Origin of the sequence: Thiobacillus denitrificans, from assembly GCF_001530125.1 — a bacterium.
GTDB lineage: Bacteria > Pseudomonadota > Gammaproteobacteria > Burkholderiales > Thiobacillaceae > Thiobacillus > Thiobacillus denitrificans_C.
Window position 1 is genome coordinate 112,921 of record NZ_LDUG01000036.1, and the last position, 14,407, is coordinate 127,327.

The 14,407-nt window shown below is 59.5% G+C and carries 17 protein-coding genes; 1 reads left to right on the forward strand and 16 read right to left on the reverse strand.

Annotation, left to right across the window (positions count from 1 at the left end):
• Window positions 1-47 precede the first annotated feature (47 nt).
• Genes lysS through ABW22_RS12920 form a run of 3 tightly spaced genes read right to left on the reverse strand, consistent with a single transcriptional unit; the run spans window position 48 to window position 2,226 of the window.
• Entirely contained in the window at window positions 48-1,553 is a 1,506-nt protein-coding gene (gene lysS / locus ABW22_RS12910; RefSeq protein ID WP_059757705.1) for a lysine--tRNA ligase, read from the reverse strand.
• Window positions 1,554-1,564: 11 nt separating this feature from the next.
• Window positions 1,565-1,993: a type II toxin-antitoxin system VapC family toxin gene (locus tag ABW22_RS12915; RefSeq protein WP_059757370.1), complete on the reverse strand. Its 429-nt coding sequence runs from the start codon at window positions 1,991-1,993 to the stop codon at window positions 1,565-1,567.
• A complete protein-coding gene (locus ABW22_RS12920) occupies window positions 1,993-2,226 on the reverse strand; it encodes a type II toxin-antitoxin system Phd/YefM family antitoxin (protein WP_059757375.1) in 234 nt (77 codons plus the stop codon). Before ABW22_RS12920 ends, ABW22_RS12915 begins: the two co-directional genes overlap by 1 nt.
• 108 nt (window positions 2,227-2,334) lie before the next feature.
• Between ABW22_RS12920 and recQ the strand changes: the two genes are divergently transcribed.
• Window positions 2,335-4,137, forward strand: coding sequence for a DNA helicase RecQ (gene recQ, locus ABW22_RS12925; RefSeq protein ID WP_059757378.1), 1,803 nt, complete (start codon window positions 2,335-2,337; stop codon window positions 4,135-4,137).
• A 128-nt stretch (window positions 4,138-4,265) separates the two neighbouring features.
• Here recQ and ABW22_RS16870 read toward each other — a convergent pair whose 3' ends face one another.
• The 13 genes from ABW22_RS16870 to ABW22_RS12985 form a co-directional block, all read right to left on the reverse strand.
• Complete coding sequence (locus ABW22_RS16870) at window positions 4,266-4,481, reverse strand: type II toxin-antitoxin system HicA family toxin (RefSeq protein ID WP_082708811.1); 216 nt, start codon at window positions 4,479-4,481, stop codon at window positions 4,266-4,268.
• On the reverse strand, window positions 4,474-4,680 hold the full coding sequence (locus ABW22_RS12930; protein WP_059757380.1) for a hypothetical protein: 207 nt from the start codon (window positions 4,678-4,680) through the stop codon (window positions 4,474-4,476). The genes ABW22_RS16870 and ABW22_RS12930 overlap by 8 nt, the downstream gene beginning before the upstream one ends.
• Before the next feature lie 172 nt (window positions 4,681-4,852).
• Entirely contained in the window at window positions 4,853-5,077 is a 225-nt protein-coding gene (locus ABW22_RS12935; RefSeq protein ID WP_059757383.1) for an addiction module protein, read from the reverse strand.
• A gap of 125 nt (window positions 5,078-5,202) precedes the next feature.
• Window positions 5,203-5,505 carry a BrnA antitoxin family protein gene (locus ABW22_RS12940; protein WP_082708813.1) on the reverse strand — a complete coding sequence of 101 codons (303 nt, stop codon included), beginning with the start codon at window positions 5,503-5,505 and terminating at the stop codon, window positions 5,203-5,205.
• A gap of 62 nt (window positions 5,506-5,567) precedes the next feature.
• Window positions 5,568-5,972, reverse strand: coding sequence for a type II toxin-antitoxin system VapC family toxin (locus ABW22_RS12945; RefSeq protein WP_237763352.1), 405 nt, complete (start codon window positions 5,970-5,972; stop codon window positions 5,568-5,570).
• Window positions 5,973-5,977: 5 nt separating this feature from the next.
• Window positions 5,978-6,214, reverse strand: coding sequence for a type II toxin-antitoxin system Phd/YefM family antitoxin (locus ABW22_RS12950; protein WP_059757391.1), 237 nt, complete (start codon window positions 6,212-6,214; stop codon window positions 5,978-5,980).
• Window positions 6,202-6,441, reverse strand: coding sequence for a hypothetical protein (locus ABW22_RS12955; RefSeq protein ID WP_059757394.1), 240 nt, complete (start codon window positions 6,439-6,441; stop codon window positions 6,202-6,204). The genes ABW22_RS12950 and ABW22_RS12955 overlap by 13 nt, the downstream gene beginning before the upstream one ends.
• Window positions 6,434-7,159 carry a hypothetical protein gene (locus tag ABW22_RS12960; RefSeq protein ID WP_059757397.1) on the reverse strand — a complete coding sequence of 242 codons (726 nt, stop codon included), beginning with the start codon at window positions 7,157-7,159 and terminating at the stop codon, window positions 6,434-6,436. The genes ABW22_RS12955 and ABW22_RS12960 overlap by 8 nt, the downstream gene beginning before the upstream one ends.
• A 3-nt stretch (window positions 7,160-7,162) precedes the next feature.
• Window positions 7,163-8,194, reverse strand: coding sequence for a DUF4917 family protein (locus ABW22_RS12965; RefSeq protein ID WP_059757399.1), 1,032 nt, complete (start codon window positions 8,192-8,194; stop codon window positions 7,163-7,165).
• Between the two features lie 3 nt (window positions 8,195-8,197).
• Window positions 8,198-10,735, reverse strand: a complete 2,538-nt coding sequence (locus ABW22_RS12970; RefSeq protein ID WP_059757402.1) for an N-6 DNA methylase — start codon at window positions 10,733-10,735, stop codon at window positions 8,198-8,200.
• Between the two features lie 75 nt (window positions 10,736-10,810).
• Complete coding sequence (locus ABW22_RS12975; RefSeq protein ID WP_059757405.1) at window positions 10,811-11,350, reverse strand: hypothetical protein; 540 nt, start codon at window positions 11,348-11,350, stop codon at window positions 10,811-10,813.
• Between the two features lie 12 nt (window positions 11,351-11,362).
• Window positions 11,363-11,710, reverse strand: a complete 348-nt coding sequence (locus tag ABW22_RS12980) for a hypothetical protein (RefSeq protein WP_059757408.1) — start codon at window positions 11,708-11,710, stop codon at window positions 11,363-11,365.
• A gap of 95 nt (window positions 11,711-11,805) precedes the next feature.
• Window positions 11,806-14,340 carry a DEAD/DEAH box helicase family protein gene (locus ABW22_RS12985; protein WP_059757411.1) on the reverse strand — a complete coding sequence of 845 codons (2,535 nt, stop codon included), beginning with the start codon at window positions 14,338-14,340 and terminating at the stop codon, window positions 11,806-11,808.
• Between the last annotated feature and the right edge of the window lie 67 nt (window positions 14,341-14,407).

Here is a 14,407-nt window from a genome sequence, read left to right on the forward strand (position 1 = left end):
GGCCTGAAAAACGGGTAACAGAAGAGGATCGATTTTAGTGGAAGGGCTCAGGCTTCGCGCCGCATCTGCGGGAACAGGATGACGTCGCGGATGCTCAGCGAATCGGTCAGCAGCATCACCAGACGGTCGATACCGATGCCGCAGCCGCCGGTGGGCGGCAGGCCGTGTTCCAGCGCGCGGATGAAGTCGGCGTCGTAGTGCATCGCCTCTTCGTCGCCGGCTTCCTTGTGCCGCACCTGCTCCATGAAGCGTTCGGCCTGGTCCTCGGCGTCGTTCAATTCGGAGAAGCCGTTGGCCATTTCGCGCCCGGTGATGAAAAGCTCGAAGCGCTCGGTGATGTCGGGCTGGGCATCGGAGCGGCGGGCGAGGGGGGACACCTCGGCCGGGTAGTCGATGATGAAGGTGGGCTGGATCAGGAGCGCCTCGGTGGTTTCCTCGAAGAAGGAAAGCTGCAGGCCGCCGATGCCGTCCTGCGGGCGGTATTTGGCCTTCATCGCGATGAACTGCGTGACCAGCCAGTCGCGGTCGTTCAGCTGTTCGACCGTGTAGTGCGGGTTGTACTTGCGGATTGCCTCGACGATGGTGAGGCGGGCAAACGGCGTGCCGAGCTCGATGGTGTGCCCCTGATAGGCGACCGTGGTCGAACCGGTGGCGGCAACCGCGGTGTGGCGGATCAGCGCCTCGGTGAAGTCCATCAGGTAGCGGTATTCGCGATAGGCCTCGTAGAACTCCATCATGGTGAACTCGGGGTTGTGCCGGGTGGACAGCCCTTCGTTGCGGAAGTTGCGGTTGATCTCGAATACCTTCTCGAAGCCGCCGACCACCAGCCGTTTCAGGTACAGCTCGGGCGCGATGCGCAGGAACAGTTCCATGTCGAGCGCGTTGTGGTGGGTGGCGAACGGCTTGGCCGCGGCACCGCCGGGGATGGGGTGCATCATCGGCGTTTCGACTTCGAGAAAATCACGCTCGACCATGAAGCTGCGGATCGCCTGGATGATCTTCGAGCGCCGCATGAAGGTTTCGCGCGTGCTGTCGTTGGTGATGAGGTCAAGGTAGCGCTGGCGGTATTTCTGCTCCTGGTCGGCCAGACCATGGAATTTCTCCGGCAGCGGGCGCAATGCCTTCGATAGCAGGCGGATCGACTTGGCCTGGATGGTCAGCTCGCCCTTGTTGGTCTTGAACAGGGTGCCGGAAACGCCGAGAAAGTCACCGAGATCCCAGTGCTTGAACGCGTCGTGCGATTCGGCTCCGGTGAGGTCGTTGGACACGTAGATCTGGATGCGCCCGCTCATGTCCTGCAGGGTGGCGAAGCTGGCCTTGCCCATCACGCGCTTGAGCATCATGCGGCCGGCCAGCTGGACCTGGACGGCCTCGGCTTCCAGCGCTTCCCTGGACTTGTCGCCGTGCGTGGCAGCTAGCTTGCCGGCGTAGTCGTGGCGCTCGAAATCGTTAGGGAAGGCGATGCCCGCTTCGCGGATCGCGGCGAGCTTGGCGCGGCGCTCCATGATGATCTGGTTTTCGTCGAGGGCGGGGGCAAGATTTTCGGTATTCATGGTGGCCAGGGTCAATCGAAACGGTGGAGTACGAAACCCAGCTTTTGCGCGGCTTCGGCCTGCTTTTTGTCAGCAGTTGAAAATTCTGGAATGCTATGGCGGCGGGCGACAGCGAGGTGCAGCGCATCGAGCGTGCGCAAAGGCAAATCAGCGACCTCGTCCATCAGGTGGTAAGCCAGCGTCAGGTCGTCCTCCAGGAAAGGCGAGACCGCAAGGGCGCCGTCCTGCACATCAAGTCTGAAGGCTTCGAGCACCTGGGCTTCGAGTTCTGATGAAATCTGCAGGTTGCGACGACGGCGCGCCAGCGCACAACGCATTTCCACGATGGTCAAACGACTGACCGCGAGTGGCGCCTGGGCCAGAAAGAAAGCGTCGAACGTATCGCTGCCCGCTTCGCTGATGTAGCGTTTCACCAGCGCGCTGGTATCGACATAAATCATCAGAAACGCTCTTCGCGGTCTTCGCTGATCAGGACTTCGCTGGGAACCTCCTGAAACGGCTGGCTGGCCCGAAATGCCGCGAGCGAGCGGAAGGGCTTCTTGCGCCGTTCCACCGGCAGAATCCGCGCCACCGGCTCGCCGCGGCACACCACCAGCACCTCGTTGCTGTCGGCGAACATCTGGTCGGGGTGCGACAGGCCTTCGCGGGCTTCGCGGATGGTCAGGGTTTTCATGGGCAGCCTCCTGGCGGCAAAAACGTGACACAATTATAGCTGATGTGACACACTGATTTTCCAGCCGGAAAACCAGATTCGACCCGCCCGCCCTAAATTTTTACCCGCATGCCACCTGATTCCGCTCTCGATCTGCTCAACCGTGTCTTCGGCTATCCCGCGTTCCGCGGCGAGCAGGCCGCCATCGTCGACACCGTCGCGGCGGGCGGCGACGCGCTGGTGCTGATGCCCACCGGCGGCGGCAAGTCACTGTGTTTCCAGATTCCCGCGTTGCTGCGCGAAGGCTGTGCGGTGGTGGTGTCGCCGCTGATTGCACTGATGCAGGATCAGGTCGCGGCGTTGAAAGAATTGGGCATCGCTGCCGAGTTCCTGAATTCGAGCTTGGATAACGCGGCCGCGATGCGGGTCGAGCGCGAATTCGTTTCCGGGCAATTGAAATTGCTCTACGTTGCCCCGGAACGCCTGCTCACGCCGCGTTTTCAATCCCTGCTCGAACAGGCCCACGTCGCGCTGTTTGCCATCGACGAAGCGCACTGTGTGTCGCAATGGGGGCACGACTTCCGCCCGGAATACCTCGGCCTGTCGGCCCTGCACGAGCGGTTTCCCAATGTTCCGCGCATCGCCCTCACCGCCACCGCCGACACCGCGACGCGCGCCGAAATCCTCACCCGGCTCGATCTCGGTGCTGCGCGCGTGTTCGTTGCCAGCTTCGACCGCCCCAACATCCGTTATCGGATTTCTGAAAAATCCGAGCCGCGGCGGCAGCTGCTGGATTTCCTGGGCGAGCACAAAGGCGAGGCCGGCATCGTCTATTGCAGCACGCGCAAGAAGGTCGAGGAAACCGCCGAGGCGCTCAAGCAGGCTGGCCTCACCGCATTGCCCTACCACGGCGGCATGGACAACGACACGCGCCGCCGTCATCAGGAAAAATTCCTGCGCGAGGACAGCGTCGTCATGGTCGCCACCCTCGCGTTCGGCATGGGCATCGACAAGCCCGACGTGCGCTTCGTCGCTCACCTCGACCTGCCGAAATCGGTCGAAGGCTATTACCAGGAAACCGGCCGCGCCGGCCGCGACGGCGAGCCTGCCGAAGCGTGGATGGCGTGGGGCCTGCAGGACGTCGTCACCCAGCGCCGCTTTATCGACGAGGGCGACGCCGAAGACGCGCACAAGCGCGTCGGTCACGCCAAGCTCGACGCCCTGGTTGGACTGTGCGAGGCCGCCAGCTGCCGCCGCGTCGCGCTGCTTTCCTACTTCGGCGAAGCCAGCCAGTCCTGCGGCAACTGCGACGTGTGTCTGAATCCGCCGACGCTGTGGGACGGCACCGAAGCCGCGCAGAAACTGCTCTCCGCCGTTTACCGCACCGGCCAGCGCTTCGGCGCCGGCCACGTCATCGACGTGCTGCTCGGCAAGACCACCGAGAAAACCGACAAATTCGGCCACGGCCAGTTGAGCGTGTTCGGCATCGGCGCGACGCAAACTGACAAAGTCTGGCGCACCGTGCTGCGCCAGCTCGTGGTGCGCGGCCTGCTCGAAGTCGATCACACTGCCTACGGCGCGCTCAAGCTCACTGCCGCCGCGCGGCCGGTGTTGAAAGGCGAGGAAACCGTCATGCTGCGCGCCATTGAAGTGCGCCCCGCACGCAGCAAGAAGTCGCGCTTCGCGCCCAGCTCCGGCGAAGGCGTCCACAACGACGAAGATCCGCTGTTCCTGTCTCTGCGCGCCTGGCGCCGCGAAACCGCCAACGAAAAAGGCGTCCCCGCCTACGTCATCCTGCACGACGCCACGTTGCGCGAGATCGCCGCGCGCCGCCCCGCCACGCTGGCGGAACTGGGTGAGATATCGGGGCTGGGGACGAAGAAGCTGGAAGCCTACGGCGAGGCGGTGCTGGCGGTGGTTGAGGAGGGCTGAGCGCGCTGCGCCCCGCGTGTCGAACTGCTCGCGGATGGTGGGGTCTTTTGGCTACTTCTCTTTGTACTGGTCGAGCACCCAGTCGAGCGCGCAGCGGTTACGCTAGCCCGCGGGGTTAGACGTCAAGATCACAACGCCGCGATGAATTCGTCTGGCGATAGGTCGGCTTGGCGCAGAACACCTGCAAGGGTTCCAACCTTGACTTCGCTGTGCATTGGAACGACGCAGCCTTTGGAACCACGCCGCATGATGACGTGGCTGCCGGATTGGCGAATTTTCACAAACCCCAACTGTTCAAGTGCCTTGACTATCGTGGCTCCTGAAACGTGCGGCAGCTTAGGCATGTACGGAAACGCTGAACATGGTGACCAACGGATGCCCGGAAGCAGGTAGGGGAAACTCGGACAAATAGAGTGCCGTCGCCTCTGTCAGGTTGGCAATGGCCTCCTCGACCGTTTCACCTTGGGTGGTGGTGCCGGTTTCGGGATTGAGGGCAACATATCCGCCTTCTTCGGCGGGGGTAAGAACAGCTGTCAGTTCCATGGCTGAATTCCGGGGGAAGGAAAGTTTAATTGTCGCGCATTCCGGGAGTTGGTGCCCAACGAATGAATGTGGGCTTGATTCGGCTCCACCTCGGCGTCTGGGTGGTGCGTGGTTGTTGACGCTTAAGCGTCTTTACAACCACGGCCTGCCCCTTGCGGGTGGAAGACATAACTCATTTTTCGTAGCGCTGGCGGATACGTTCGAACACCGCCTCGCCAGGGGCGGATTCCACACGACCGGCGCGCAATTCATCAAGGCGGTGCTGGGCCACTTCCATCCAGGCGGAATCAACAGCGCTTTCCGGTGTGTTCAAACTGCGCAGTAGCGTATCTACCAGACGCGCCCGTTCTTCTATGGGCAGCGAAGCGACTTCATCTATCAACTCAACCGTTTTCATCTTCGACCCCCTTCATGTACGCCCCATCAAAGTTTACGCCCAACATCGTCCATTTCAGTTCGACCATGTCTTGATCCGGTGCCGCATCTCCTCGTTGCCGACCACGTGGCGCTTGCCCCCCGCGCTTACTTCCAGTTCAGGTCGAGCTTGCGGTGCGTAGCCGCGCAATCCCGCAGATACAGATTGATCAGGCTCTGATAGGGGATACCCAACTCTTCCGAAATCGTTTTGAAATAAGCGATCGCGTCCTCGTCCAGCCGAATGGTGATTTGTTTCTTCAACTGCGAAGCGTAGGGGTTTTTGCGGGAGGGGGAGAAGTCATATTCTTTGCGCATGGGGTCATCTTCAGGGGTAAGACTTCGATTCGCCCGCCGTTGCCTTGCGCGCGGAGATGATGCGAATGACGTTGTCGTCGCTCCGGTAGCCATGGCAGACCAGGAGCAGCCGAAGTGAACTGCTCAGGCCCGCAATTTCTTTTGCCGGGTGAGCTTTAGCGCGATGGAATGTCGAGAAAAAGTCCGGCTTTCACGGCTGCAAGTTTTAGCCCGCCATCCCAGCACGCCAGCGGTAAACCGCGCCGCAGAGCAAGCTCAAGGTAAGTCGCGTCATAGGCCGACAGACCGTAATGATCGGCCAGGGTAAAGAGCCTTTCCGGATCAGGCGTGTGGCGGTCGACTTCCAAACCAAGGGCGGTAAATCGCTGCACTGCACTTAACGCGAGTTCTGTCGTCAGTTTGCGCTGGCGTGACAGCTTGAGGAATACGTTGCTGAACTCGGAAAGAAATAACGCCGGAACGACGGCATCCTGCGCGTTCAACAGCTCGAAAACCGCATCCGTGTAAGGCGTGGCTTCATCCGGTAGCAGCCAGCGCGCCGCCACCGAGCAATCCACCACAAAACTCAAGGCCGATCCTCGTTAATCAGCGCTTCGATATCCACCTTGCCAGTTTTGCAGGACTTGCGGAAACGCTTGATCTCTTGGAGTGCGCGGGCTTTGTCCTGAAGGATTCTGGCGGGCGGCACCATCAAGGCGGCGGCCTCACCGCGCCGGGTAATCAGCACGGTCTCGCCCGCCGCGACTTTATCGAGCAGCTCAGCGATTTTTGCTTTGGCTTCAAATGCGCCTACGGTATGCATGGCGAGTGTCCTGTCAAACTGGTTAACCAGATTGTAGAAGCGGGAACAGCGCATGGCAAGGCGATATTCTGCACGGCGGCGAGCGCGGCATCGCCCCAGACGCGGGCGAGGGTGGCCTGGATTTTTTGCTCGAAGCGGGCGATCAGTTCGCGGTTGGCGGCGACCAGCGCCGGCTCGGCTTCGATCTCGGCGACGATGGTTTGCTGGGTGGCGAGGCAACTATTCACTGGAGTACTGCTTCTGAAGAGTTTGGTAGAGGGACTCGATGCCGGGAAAGTTGGGGTGCATCTCATGCTCCGAGATGTCGAAGGCGGCGCACAGCTCGATGTCTTTTTGGGAAAGGTAGTTTCCGTGGATGAGCACTTCGCGGATTTGATCAGCGTCATCGGAATATTCGCGGGTTTCGGGGTCGTTGCTCTCGGCGAGGAAGCGGGAATAGCAGCGCTGGATCATCGGGGCGGAGTGGGTTTGGATTTCGTCCACCACGCGGAGGATTTCGCGGATTTTGAGGTCGAGGGCGCTTTGCTCGCTGTAGAAGATATTGCCGTTGGGGTGGGCGGAATCGTTGCGGTCGTCCACGAGCTTGGCGTACGTGCCGATCTTGCCGTTGTCGCAGGCGATGAGTTTGAGCAGGCGCAGGATACTGCGCTCGTTCACTGAGCTGAAGACAAAGGGCGAGGTTGCTTCCAGCAGGCTCTTCTCAATGTCCTTGCCAAAGCCGATGAGGCCTTTTTCGAAGTCGCCTGGCTCCGTCTGCTTGATCTGCCAGATGTTGAAATATACGAAGCTCATGGTGAGCATGTGGTAGGCGAGGAAGGCGAACTGGTATTTGCCGTGTGTGTAGTTCGTCTCAAAGGCGTCCCACAGAAACTCGATGTATTCCTGCTCCTTCGGCGTCTTGAAGGAGAGAGGCAGGTAGTTGGCGAGTTCGGCGGCTTCTTCCAAGGTTTAACCCCACACCTTCGCGGTTCCGCTGTCGAAGAAGTCCACTTTCAATTGTCTTTGTGTTCTGCGCGCAATAGCCATCGCTTGGGCGCGCCGGATGATAGCCTTATTTGCATCTGATGCTGGGTCACCGAACAAACCGACGTAGACATGCGAAAGTTTGCCGCGCTCAATGAGCTTCAGGTAGTGCTCGTCATTTGCTGCAAGAGAGTGCCCATAAATGAAGAGACATTGCTGAATCTCCTGAAAGCTCCTATATGCTTTGGCCAAGTAATCGCTGTGTCGAATCCGTTCAAGTTTCTCGGCGCTTGTTCCCTCGGCAACGAACAACGGAAACAAGTTTTGGCTCAACGCGTCGCGTGTTTGCTCGATGAGACGCACGCCAGTCCGCGTCCACGTATATTTTTGGACTTCGGTGCCAGAGTCAAACACGTGCAGAGCGCCATGAAGGAACCACATGTTTTGTTCGTGGCTTTGGCCTGCCTCCCAAACCACGTAGTCAGACTCGATGCCGGACTCAATGTCTCCTTGCGAGGTGCGAAAGCCGTCATCTGAACTGATATCTCCATCATCGTCGCGATGCATCTGCGTCCAGTAAAGCAAGAGATCATAGTTAAGCGTATAGGTCTTCTGAAAATGCGCCAGAAAGGTCTGACAGGCCGCATATTCCTCATCCCTGATATCGCTTGGCCGTTCCGGGTGACTCTTGGCGATGGTCTGGACAAGAAGTTCTTTGAGTGAGTCCGCGTCGGCTCGCATTTGATCTGCCTGAGCCGGGGTTAGTCCATATCCTGTGGCAACTGCGGCCGCGTCGCGAATCACCTTGATGACACGCTCAAAGTCAGTTGAACCAAGGGCGACAAACGCATTCCGCGCCGCTATAGGTAGCGCCGAAAAATCGGCCTGTTCAAAAAGCTTGTCGTATCGAAAGATGTTTGGGCGGCAAGCAATGCTAAAGCCGTTGCCGAGAAGCAAGTGCCGTTTGGTGTAATGATTGGAAGCTGTTATTGCCTCTTGGAAGGTCAGACAGTTCATGGCTTAGAACTCCGGGTCTAAGGGTGCTGCTTCGCCCCACACGCGGGCGAGGGTGGCCTGGATTTTCTTCTCGAAGCGGGCGATCAGTTCGCGGTTAGTGGCGACCAGCGCCTGCTCGGCTTCGATCTCGGCAACGATGGCTTGCTGGGTGGCGAGAGGCGGGAGTGGAATCTTGACTCCGCGCACGATCTCGCTGTTCAGGTTATTGACCACGCCACCCGTCGCAGCTTGCTCGAACTGCGCGAACACGATGCTTGAGCCGAGGATGTTGTAAAGAAAATCCTTATCCAAGCGATCCGACTGGTCGCGCAGCAGAAGCCAGCCGTCATGAATGCATCCCTCAGTAGCCATGATGTATGGTCGTCCAAAACTCATAGAATTAGAGAGAACGAAATCGCCTGGCTTTACACGGCGCGACTTCGCTGCACCCGCTGGTGTCACGCGCTCCTTGGTTGCAGTGATGTATTTCCCGCCGACCTCCGCGTCTCCGATCTTGATCCAGTTCACGCCGTCGGTGGCATCGGTGATGAAATCATGGATTGGGCGAGGCGACGCGCCTCTCTCGATGGTGCATAGCTCACCCAACTCCACCATCGGCCAGTCGGGGTGGATGGGAATGTGGGGGCGGTAGTGGTCGAGGACGGCGCGGGCGCCGTTGATGACTTTCTGGTAGCCCTCGATCTCCACCACGATCTCCTTCTGCACTTCCAGCGGCGGCAGCGGGACTTTTACTCTGTGCGCGTTCTTCCGATCAAGAGATGGAACCGCAGCCGTTTGTGCGCCTAGCGATTTGAGATCAATCGCCTCTAACAAGAGCTTAACGAACTTCGGATCGTTGCCTTTGAAATCCTTCACGAACAACGACGTGTTGTGAGGCCAGTAGTAAGCGGATTCGATAAAATGAACTTTGCCGATGGTTCCGCTCCGTCCGGTTACGACACCCGGACCGCTCTCTTTCCATTCTGCATGGTGGCCGATTACTCCGTTGGAACCTACGATTGGATGTGGCCCTTCCAGCCACGACTGCTTTGGAAGATCGTAACCACGCTGGAGAGTTATCACCTCGCCTAGCTCAACCATCGGGAAGATGGAGGCGCTGGCAGTTCCCACTCGATACCGTTCCCCGCTGAGGTTGTAGTCGCCATTCGCGGCGATCTTTTCTTTTGGCACGATCAGGCCGAGCGTCGGCTGGAAGCCCTCACCCTGCGGCTTCGCCCCCCTCGCTTCGCTCTCCCCAGAGGGAGAGGGTTCTACAGTCTCTCCCGCCCGCAGGCGGTGCAGGTATTCGGCGAGTTCGGCTTTGACCTGCGGCAGGTCGTTCTTGTCGAAGGCGCGGCGCTGGGCACCGAGGCCGAAGCCGTCGTTCTCCACCCTGAAGAAGGCGATGCTGTCGCTCTGTTTCGCCAGCGACTTGTCAAGGATGAGGATCGAGGTTTTCACCCCGGAGTAGGGATTGAAACAGCCCGCCGGCAGCGAGACGACGGCGATGAGGCTGTTTTCCACCAGCAGCTTGCGCAGTTGTTTGTAGGCGGTCTGGCTCTGGAAGATGACGCCCTCGGGGACGATGATGCCGGCGCGGCCCTGCGGCGTGAGGTGCTCGGCCATGTAATCCACGAACAGCACTTCGCTGCGCTTGGCCTGGATGGAGAAGCGCTTGTGCGGCTTGATGCCGCCTTTCGGCGACATGAAGGGCGGGTTGGCGAGGATGACGTCGGCGAATTCGTTCCAGCGTTCTTCGCTGGTGAGGGTGTCGTACTCAAAAATGTGCGGATCGGTGAAGCCGTGCAGGTAAAGGTTGACCAGCGAGAGCCGCACCATGTCGGGCGAGATGTCGTAGCCCCTGAAGTTTTGGGCGAGGCGGCCGCGGTCGTCGGGGGTGAGGAGGTCGCCTGTTCTGCTTCCCTCACCCCCAGCCCCTCTCCCCGAGGGCGAGGGGAGTGATGTGTTGGTTTTGAGGATGTGCTTGTAGGACGAGATCAAAAATCCGGCGGTGCCGCAGGCAGGATCGAGCACGGTTTCGTTCTTTTTCGGGTCGAGGACCTCGACCATGAAATCAATAATGTGGCGCGGGGTGCGGAACTGTCCGGCGTCGCCCTGCGAGCCGAGCACCGAGAGCAGGTACTCGAAGGCGTCGCCGAGGCGCTCGCTGTGGTCGTAGCTGAACTCGTCGATGATCTTGAGAAAGCTTTTGAGCGTCTCGGGATCGCGGTAGGGCAGATAGGCGTTCTTGAAAATGTCGCGGAACAGCGGCGGGATGCCGGGGTTCTCGGGCATCTTGGTGATGCCTTCGGCGTAGAGCGCGAGCGTTTCGTGGCCGCCCAGGCCGCTGCGCATGAGCTTGGCCCAGCCGTAGCGGGCGAAGTCGCCGGTGAAGAACTTGCGCTTGCCACCGAGTTCCTCGGATTCGGCGTCCATGTCGTCCATGAACTTATAGATCAGCGCGATGGTGATCTGCTCGACCTGGGATTTGGGGTCGGGCACTTTGCCGACGAGGATGTCGCGGGCGGTGTCGATGCGGCGTTTGGTGGCGGTGTCGAGCATGGTTTATCGTTTAATTGTGCTGAAAGCGTGGGTCGTTTGGGCGAATGCCGTTCGGGCGAAATGCATCGAGGTGATTTATTCAGGCGGAAACCGCAGGCTGGAAAAATTGCGCCCGGCCTGGATTGCCTGCCGCTCGATTTCGGTTGCCGATGCCAGCCAGCCTTTTTGCTCCAGAAAAATCAGGAAGGCGCGCGTACTGATCTTGCGGCAGTTGTCGGGCACCAGAAAGCTGGCGCGGGCGATTTTGTGATCCTCGAACAGGAAAACACCGGTCTTCCGGGGTTGGCCAAGGCTGAATTCTTCCAGGGCAAAGTCATTCATGGTTTCCTGTATCGCCAGTTCGCCGAGATTCGATTTGCGCACCCCAACGGCTTCTGCCGCCAGCGTCTGCTGGTAGTGCTGGAACGTCCGGGTCGTGCGCACCGACACTTTGTTGGCTTCAACCCAGCGGGCCAGCTTCTCGCTGGTCGGCGTTTGCTGGCGTGTCACTTCATGCAGCACCATATCGACCAGCACGAGCGGCCAGCCGGGCTTGAACAACAGGTCGAGCGCGTCCGCGTAGGCCAGGGTAATGAGCGGCCCGGCATCGGGCAGCAGGGCAACGGACGCTGACATGGTGTCTCCCGCTTACGCCGACAGCGAATTCAGTTGATCGACCATGTCACGCGTTACGGCCTCGGGGAGCCTGGGCATCGGCAGGTGCGCTTGCGCCATCAGCAGAAACAGGTCTTCCTCACCATCGATGCCCAGCGCTTGCATGGCCTCAGCGCCATTGAGCTTGCCGAGCGAAAAATCGAGCAGAACCTTGAAGTTCTGGTTGCCGCTGACCTCTGCCGCTTCGAAGGTCTCGACCAGATGGCGAAGCTCGGCGTTGAACAGCGCGTTGACCGACGTGTCAGTTTTGGCGGCGATGACCTTGGCGCGCTTGAGCAGGTCGCGATCGACCGCGCCGGTGAAATTGACGGTTGTTGCCATTTTATTGCTCCTTACTGATAACACTTGAATAAGTGTAACACTTAAATATGTGTTATTGCCCGGCGTTTTGTGCGCGCCTTTTCTTGCGTGCATAGCTATGGAGCAAACTGGTTCAGGGATACATAGTCCTTGATGTAATTGGGGATGAGGGCGCGGTACTTGGCGGGCACAGCCGTGAAGTCGCGGGTGGAGAAATAGGGGTTGGTGGCCAGATCGGTGAAGTGGCCGCTTTCGATGATGCCGCGCACGGCATGGCTGGTGGCGTAGGCCTTGAAGAAGTTTTTGATCGCCGGGATGGCCTCGGCTTCGTCGGGTTTGGCATCACTGACGAACTTGGCGAACTCTTCTTCCAGCAATTCGTCTTTGGACTTGAAGCGCGGGATGAGGCCGAAAACCTTTTCGAGAATTTCGCGCAGGCCAAGGCGGCGATCCACGGCGGCAGCTTTACGCAGTTTGTCGAGGCTGTAGTACTCGGTCGGTTTGTCGAAAACTTCGCGGTTGACGTAGTCGATGACGCGATCCCACTGACCGGCTTCGACGGCATCGGCGATGGTGGCGTTGTCGCGCACGGCGTCCTCGAATTTCTCGAAAAACATGCGGTCAATCTTCATGCCTTCGGCGGTGATTTGCTCGACTTGGAGCGAGGCGATGAGGTCATCTCCCATGTGCGCGTAGGTGCCTCCGGGCGGGGGAGGGGGCTGCGGATCATCACTGCCTTTGCTTTGGGGTTTGGGCAGCTTGAGTGTTTCGTCGTAGTTGAATTCGGTCTCGAAGTATTCGCAGTTGGCGAAGAAATCGAACAGCTTGAAGGCGGACTTGTTCGGCGCGGTGACGCTGTCCTTGATGGCGTCGTCGAAGAGCTGCTCGCGGAAGTCGTGCTTGCGGGTGCCGCGCCCCTTGATCTGGATGAAATCGGTCGGCGAGAAGATGGGGCGAAACAAGCCAATATTGAGGATGTCCGGACAGTCGTAGCCGGTGGTCATCATGCCTACGGTGACGCAGACGCGCGCCTTGCTGGTTTTGTAGGCGGGCAGGAAGTTGGCCGAACCGAGCAGGTTGTTGTTGACGAAATTGATCGTAAATTGCTGGGCGTCGGCAATTTGTGACGTGACTTGTACGGCGAAGTCGGACTGGTATTTGGCCGGGTACATGCGGTCGGCCATCTGGTTGAGAATCTGTGCCAGCTTGGCTGCGTGGTGCTGGCTGACCGCGAAGATGATGGCTTTACCTATCTCTCCGCTGATTGGGTCGCGCAGGGCGTTTTCCAGAAAGGTTTTGCAGAAGAGCTGGTTCGTGGCATCGGAAAAGAAGCGCTTCTCGAACTCGCGCTGTTTGTAGGTTTCTTCCAGTTCGTTGCCCGCGTCGTCGGTGAGGGTGACGGCGTAGCCTTCTTCGGACAGCAGTTCGGTGGTGATGTCAGTGCGGGCATCGACCACCGTGGGGTTGATGAGAAAGCCCTCTTTTACGCCGTCGAGCAAGGAGTAGCGGAAGGTCGGCTGGCTATTCTCGCAGCCGAAGGTGCGGTAGGTGTCCAGCATCAGACGGCGCTCGGCTTCGCGCGGGTCGCGGGTGCCGGATTTGGCGCTGTCGAACCGGCGCAGGTAATCACGCGGCGTGGCGGTGAGCCCCAGCTTGTAGCCGACGAAGTAATCGAACACGGCGCGGGCGTTGCCACCAATGGAGCGATGGGCTTCGTCTGAAATGACCAGGTCGAAGTCGGTCGGCGAGAAAAGTTGCTGGTACTTGTTGTTGAAGAGCAGCGATTGCACGGTGGTGACGACAATCTCGGCGCGCCGCCAGTCGTCGCGGTTCTCCTTGTAGACCACGCTCTGGAAGTCGGCAGACAGCAGCGCCACGAAAGCCTTCTTGGCCTGATCCTCCAGTTCGAGACGATCCACCAGAAACAGCACGCGGCGGGCATTGCCGGACCGCAGGAAGAGCTTGATGACGGCAGCGGCGGTAAGGGTTTTGCCGGTGCCGGTAGCCATCTCGAACAGGAAGCGCTCTTTGCCGTCTTGCACAGCCTGTTGCAAGACGTGAACGGCCTGCAACTGATAGGGCCGCAGGAAGCGCAGTTTGTTGGCCTTGATGTAGTCGGGACGCTCTGCCTCGTTGCGCCACGCCGCTTCGGATTGGTAGTTAGGGCGCAGGGTCAGCGCGATATAGTCGTCGCCAACCTGTTCTTCGATGAGGCGTTGCGGGTTGGGCGTGACCTGCCGGTAGCCGGTGACCGAGTCCGGGGTGGGGAAAGACGTAATGAGGTAGGGGTTGCCGCGCGCCAGGTCCCAGAAATAATGCAGGTTGCCGTTGGAGAGGATGACGAAGCGGCAGTTCTGGGACTCGGCATATTTGCGCGCCTGTTCCTTGCCGACGAGTGGGTGCTTGCCCTCGGACTTGGCCTCCAGCACGATGAGCGGGAAACCTTTGGCGTCCAGTAGCAGGAAGTCGATGAAGCCCTTGCCGGTTTTCTCGAAGTTTTCGCCAAACGCATCGAGATCGGATGAGGTGATCGTTGCGTTGGATTCGAGGCGGATGTTGGCGGGCGTGCTGCCTTCCGCGAAGAAACGCCAGCCTGCGGCTTCGAGCAGTTTGTTGATCTTGATGCGGGCCGTGGCTTCTTTATCGGTCACTCGGGTTCCTGTTTCACTGCGGGTGGTCAGGCATTATCAGGCGTCGATTATGCAGGACGTTTCGGCC

Bases quoted from the DNA above. Each gene is read 5' to 3' on its own strand.
- lysS (WP_059757705.1), bottom strand. From the start codon at position 1,553: ATGAATACCGAAAATCTTGCCCCCGCCCTCGACGAAAACCAGATCATC.
- ABW22_RS12915 (WP_059757370.1), bottom strand. From the start codon at position 1,993: ATGATTTATGTCGATACCAGCGCGCTGGTGAAACGCTACATCAGCGAA.
- ABW22_RS12920 (WP_059757375.1), bottom strand. From the start codon at position 2,226: ATGAAAACCCTGACCATCCGCGAAGCCCGCGAAGGCCTGTCGCACCCC.
- recQ (WP_059757378.1), top strand. From the start codon at position 2,335: ATGCCACCTGATTCCGCTCTCGATCTGCTCAACCGTGTCTTCGGCTAT.
- ABW22_RS16870 (WP_082708811.1), bottom strand. From the start codon at position 4,481: ATGCCTAAGCTGCCGCACGTTTCAGGAGCCACGATAGTCAAGGCACTT.
- ABW22_RS12930 (WP_059757380.1), bottom strand. From the start codon at position 4,680: ATGGAACTGACAGCTGTTCTTACCCCCGCCGAAGAAGGCGGATATGTT.
- ABW22_RS12935 (WP_059757383.1), bottom strand. From the start codon at position 5,077: ATGAAAACGGTTGAGTTGATAGATGAAGTCGCTTCGCTGCCCATAGAA.
- ABW22_RS12940 (WP_082708813.1), bottom strand. From the start codon at position 5,505: ATGGCTACCGGAGCGACGACAACGTCATTCGCATCATCTCCGCGCGCA.
- ABW22_RS12950 (WP_059757391.1), bottom strand. From the start codon at position 6,214: ATGCATACCGTAGGCGCATTTGAAGCCAAAGCAAAAATCGCTGAGCTG.
- ABW22_RS12965 (WP_059757399.1), bottom strand. From the start codon at position 8,194: ATGAACTGTCTGACCTTCCAAGAGGCAATAACAGCTTCCAATCATTAC.
- ABW22_RS12970 (WP_059757402.1), bottom strand. From the start codon at position 10,735: ATGCTCGACACCGCCACCAAACGCCGCATCGACACCGCCCGCGACATC.
- ABW22_RS12975 (WP_059757405.1), bottom strand. From the start codon at position 11,350: ATGTCAGCGTCCGTTGCCCTGCTGCCCGATGCCGGGCCGCTCATTACC.
- ABW22_RS12980 (WP_059757408.1), bottom strand. From the start codon at position 11,710: ATGGCAACAACCGTCAATTTCACCGGCGCGGTCGATCGCGACCTGCTC.